This window comes from Bacillus sanguinis, assembly GCF_018332475.1.
Classification (GTDB): domain Bacteria; phylum Bacillota; class Bacilli; order Bacillales; family Bacillaceae_G; genus Bacillus_A; species Bacillus_A sanguinis.
Map to the genome: position 1 here is coordinate 1 of NZ_BOQB01000437.1, position 4,470 is coordinate 4,470.

At 34.8% G+C, this 4,470-nt stretch carries 7 protein-coding genes; all 7 read left to right on the plus strand.

Annotation, left to right across the window (positions count from 1 at the left end; translation table 11 throughout):
• Positions 1–409: DNA alkylation repair protein (locus tag KI369_RS27290; RefSeq protein ID WP_212958719.1), on the plus strand; the 409-nt coding region annotated here is incomplete at its 5' end.
• Between the two features lie 16 nt (positions 410–425).
• A complete protein-coding gene (locus tag KI369_RS27295) occupies positions 426–1,127 on the plus strand; it encodes a nucleotidyltransferase domain-containing protein (RefSeq protein WP_000646315.1) in 702 nt (233 codons plus the stop codon).
• Between the two features lie 15 nt (positions 1,128–1,142).
• A complete protein-coding gene (locus tag KI369_RS27300) occupies positions 1,143–1,688 on the plus strand; it encodes a GNAT family N-acetyltransferase (RefSeq protein WP_212958721.1) in 546 nt (181 codons plus the stop codon).
• Positions 1,689–1,722: 34 nt separating this feature from the next.
• Positions 1,723–2,223 (plus strand): GNAT family N-acetyltransferase, encoded by a 501-nt coding sequence (locus KI369_RS27305; protein ID WP_212958723.1) that lies wholly within the window; start codon positions 1,723–1,725, stop codon positions 2,221–2,223.
• A 15-nt stretch (positions 2,224–2,238) separates the two neighbouring features.
• Positions 2,239–2,760, plus strand: a complete 522-nt coding sequence (locus KI369_RS27310) for a DinB family protein (RefSeq protein WP_212958726.1) — start codon at positions 2,239–2,241, stop codon at positions 2,758–2,760.
• 69 nt (positions 2,761–2,829) lie between these two features.
• Complete coding sequence (locus KI369_RS27315) at positions 2,830–3,768, plus strand: DMT family transporter (protein ID WP_212958728.1); 939 nt, start codon at positions 2,830–2,832, stop codon at positions 3,766–3,768.
• 56 nt (positions 3,769–3,824) lie between these two features.
• Positions 3,825–4,226, plus strand: a complete 402-nt coding sequence (locus KI369_RS27320) for a GNAT family N-acetyltransferase (protein WP_212958730.1) — start codon at positions 3,825–3,827, stop codon at positions 4,224–4,226.
• The last annotated feature ends 244 nt before the right edge of the window (positions 4,227–4,470 follow it).

Sequence of the window (4,470 nt, forward strand, 5' to 3'; positions counted from 1 at the left end):
TTGTTTAATGGACGTTTTGATGACGGCTATTTGTACGTCGCCAATTGCGATAGAAAGAATGGAAGAATGGACAAAGTCTGATGATGAATGGATTGGACGAGCAGGCTGGTCTTTATTAGCAAATATAGCTATTAAAAATAAAACGTTACAAGATGATTTCTTCTTTCCTTATCTAGAAGAGATTAAAGCAAATATACATAATGAAAAAAATAGAAAAAAAGAAGCAATGAATAGTGCTTTAATTGCGATAGGAATTCGTAATGAAGACTTAGAGAGAAAAGCGATTGAAATGGCACGTGAAATTGGAAAAGTGCAGGTTGATCACGGGGCAACATCTTGCAAAACACCAGACGCAGAGCCGTATATTAAAAAGGCGAGAGAAAGAGCTGAAAAAAAGAAAGTGAAATAAGAAAAGGGGAACGGTTATGAAAGCAATGGAAGCGGCACAAAGCATAATTACATCACAATTTCCGAATTGTGATGTAGCTTTACTTGGAGGAAGCGTTGCAAGAGGAGAAGCGACAAAAACATCCGATCTGGACATTGTAATAGTTGATCAAAGTTTAACGTCTTGTTATCGAGAATCTTTCTATAGTAATGGCTGGCCTGTTGAAGTGTTTGTACATAATTTTGAAACGTATAAAACCTTTTTTAAAATGGATTGCGATCGCGGGAGACCTTCGTTACCACAATTAGTTTCAGAGGGGATTGTATTAAAAGGTGAAAATGAAATTGTTGAAAAACTAAAAAGAGAAGCAAGTGATTTACTAAATAAAGGACCAGCTAAATGGACCGAAGAAATGATGAAGCAGAAGCGGTATTTTATTACGGATACTTTGGATGATTTTATTGGTGCATCAAAAAGAGAAGAAGAATTGTTTATCGCGAATTTATTAGCTGATTTATTACATGAATATGTATTAAGAGTAAATGGGAAATGGCTTGGAAATTCAAAATGGTTTATAAGGGTACTTAGAAAATATGATGAACAGTATGCAGATCAATTTGTAGCGGCGTTCGATCATTTTTATACAACGGGAGAAAAAAGTAAATTAATTACTTTTGTAGAAAAAACGTTAGAACAGTATGGAGGAAGAATGTTCGAAGGGTTTTCTATAGGAAAATAAAAAGGGGATAACACAATGAATGTTCCATTCGTTCAATTAAGAGAACTGACGCTAGATGATGTAGAAGACCGATATCAATGGTCATTAGATACAAAAGTAACAAAACATTTAGTTGTACCAGATCAATATCCACCGTTCACTCTTGAAGATACAAAACAATGGATTGAGGCATGTATAAATCGAAAAAATGGTTATGAACAAAGGGCTATCACTGCAGAGAACGGCATACATATTGGATGGGTAGATCTTAAAAACTTTGATAAAACAAATAAAAATGCAGAATTGGGAATCGCGATTGGTAATAAAGAATACTGGGGTAAAGGGTATGGAATAGCCGCCTTATATAGTATGTTACATGTAGCATTCTTTGAATTTGAATTAGAAAAAGTATGGCTACGTGTAGATGAAGATAATTTACAAGCTAGAAAGAGCTATGGAAAGGCTGGTTTTGTATGCGAAGGGTTAATGAGAAATGATCGATTACGTAAAGGTCAGTTCATTCATCGCTATCGTTATAGTATGTTAAGAGAAGAATATCAATCTTTAATTAGTAGTTTGTAAAAATATTATGTTAACTTAAAGGGGATGGAGAAATATGATTCGATTACTTACGAAAGAAGATGCAAAAAAATATTGGGACTTACGTTTACAAGCATTACAAGTAAATCCCGAGGCATTTGTAACGACTTATGAAGAGGCGATTCGTCAAGAAAATCCGATTAAGCGAGTGGAAAGTAATTTAACAGCTGCTACTAGTTGTACATTAGGTGCTTTTAATGAGGAGCATCAATTAGTTGGAGTTGTCACTTTACTAACAGAAGAGAAAGAGGCGTATAAACATAAAGGGCATATCGTTGCGATGTATGTAGATGCAAGCAATCGAAGAAGTGGCCTTGCGCGTGAGTTAATATGTAAGGCAATTGAAAGAGCAAAAGAAATGAACTTGGAACAATTAACATTAGGTGTTGTATCCACAAACGAGCCGGCAAAAAAATTGTATGAATCAATGGGCTTTAAAACATATGGAATTGAAAAAAGAGCTATAAAAATGAACGGTGTATATAGTGATGATGAATATATGGTGTTGTTCTTTTAAGAGAGGGAGTTTCGTATGAAAGATCTCCATTTAGAAAAAAATATGAACCCGCAAGTTGCGATTTTGTATGCGATGGTTACGGATACATATGAACGATTGCAAAAGTTAGTAGAAGGTATTGATGAGAAGGAATTGTCTTTTAAAGGATCAGAAAATAATGAAAATAGCATCGGACAACTACTTCAACATTTAGCAGTTGTTGATTTGCATTGGGTGTATCGCTTAAAAGGAGAAGCAGTTCCAATCGTGCTTGAAAATAAATACGGACCTATGTTAAATGAAGTAGGAGAACTGCCAAGTTTAAAAAAACAGACGTTACAACAATTAATGCAAGATTATGAAGCGGTGCATCATATGTTTTATGAGGAATGCATGAAACTAACAGAAGCTGATTTAACACGAGAGGTTTTTTATGAAAAGGGAGAAAATGCGACTATAAGATGGGGGATATGGCATATAGCCGATCATAATCGATATCATCAAGCTCATATTGGTCGACTAAGAACACTATATAGAGCTAGAATAGATGCGAGATAAAGATTTCGAATTTTAATTATATTTAATTTGTTGTATAGTATAAGAAGAAACTAAACAAGGGGTTTTATAATGAAAGCTATTGCAGTAGGGATATTGGCATCATTTTTCTTTGCCTTTACCTTCGTTTTAAACCGGGCAATGGATCTAGAAGGCGGAAGCTGGATTTGGAGTGCATCATTACGGTACTACTTTATGGTTCCAATGCTTTTACTTATTGTCATGTATAGAGGAAACTTAAAGCAACTCTTTCAATATATGAAAAATAATCCGAAAGAATGGTTAGTGTGGAGTATCATTGGATTTGGTCTCTTCTATGCACCACTTAGTTTTGCTGGAGCTTTTGGACCTGGTTGGCTCGTTGCATCTACATGGCAAATTACGATCGTCGCAGGGATTTTGTTAACACCATTTTTTGCGGTAGATCCGTTACATAAAAAACTCCCAATGAAGGAATTAGTTATGTCGGGTATTATTTTATGCGGTGTTGTACTTATGCAAGTAGAACATGCTTCTTCATTAGGAATTCGTGAAACCGTTCTATGTGTCGTTCCAGTACTTATTGCAGCTTTTGCGTATCCTCTTGGAAATCGAAAAATGATGCAAGTTTGTAAAGGGGAGTTAGATGTATTCCAGCGAGTTCTTGGTATGACATTAGCAAGTTTACCATTTTGGATTTTACTATCTGGTTATGAAGTATCAACGGGCGGGCTACCGTCAAGTAGCCAAGTTTTCCAATGTTTTATTGTAGCAGTTAGTTCTGGTTTAATCGCAACGGTATTATTCTTCTTTGCGACAGATCTTGTAAAAGATGATCCACAAAAACTAGCAACAGTAGAAGCAACACAATCCGGTGAAGTTTTATTTGCGCTAGTAGGAGAGCTCATCTTGCTATCTGCGCCAATTCCGTCATCTTTATCTTGGATTGGTATGAGCCTTGTTATTATCGGAATGATACTTCATAGTTATGTAGCGGTCGTTGTGAAAAAAGAAGAAAAAATAACGGCGTAATGGGATTAGCTCTTTGAATGAAGAGCTAATCTTTTTTAATAGAAAGGGATGGAAGTATGAATTTACATCGTGTTGAACAAATTGAAAAAGATTCAATTTTACATATACTACAGTATGCAATTGGTCCAAGTGAAACTAGCTTAAAGAAAGCAGTTTTATTTTATGGAAGGAATAAAGGGACTTTTTACAAATATGAAGAAAAAGCTTGTATAGGTATTGAAATAATCGGAGCATATAAAACGAGAATTTGCCATATAGCAGTCGCTCCACAATATCGTTATAAAGGAATTGCGTTGCAAATGATAAAGGAAGTATTAAGAACGCACCAATTGACTTATCTTGAGGCAGAGACAGACGATGAGGCAGTAGGATTTTATAAAAAAATCGGTTTTCAGGTTAAAAGTTTAGGGGGAAAATATCCGGGAGTCGAAAGGTTTCAATGCTATTTGGAAGAATAGCATTGAAAATATGCAAATATACATGTTGAGTATAGTTTGAAAAAGATAATAATTACATTATATAATATAAGTAACTGGAAAAATATAGATAAAGGAAATTAGGTGTATAACACATGAGAATGGATAAAAGTAAATTTATAAAAATTGCTACTTCAATAGGCGTATCATCTTTTTTATTAACGGGCTGTGGCGATTATGAAGAAGATACTGCTCAACAAGAAAGTACTGCTGTTAAAACAGATGG

Coding starts and splice junctions, on each gene's coding strand:
- KI369_RS27295 (WP_000646315.1), top strand. CDS start 426: ATGAAAGCAATGGAAGCGGCACAAAGCATAATTACATCACAATTTCCG.
- KI369_RS27300 (WP_212958721.1), top strand. CDS start 1,143: ATGAATGTTCCATTCGTTCAATTAAGAGAACTGACGCTAGATGATGTA.
- KI369_RS27305 (WP_212958723.1), top strand. CDS start 1,723: ATGATTCGATTACTTACGAAAGAAGATGCAAAAAAATATTGGGACTTA.
- KI369_RS27310 (WP_212958726.1), top strand. CDS start 2,239: ATGAAAGATCTCCATTTAGAAAAAAATATGAACCCGCAAGTTGCGATT.
- KI369_RS27315 (WP_212958728.1), top strand. CDS start 2,830: ATGAAAGCTATTGCAGTAGGGATATTGGCATCATTTTTCTTTGCCTTT.
- KI369_RS27320 (WP_212958730.1), top strand. CDS start 3,825: ATGAATTTACATCGTGTTGAACAAATTGAAAAAGATTCAATTTTACAT.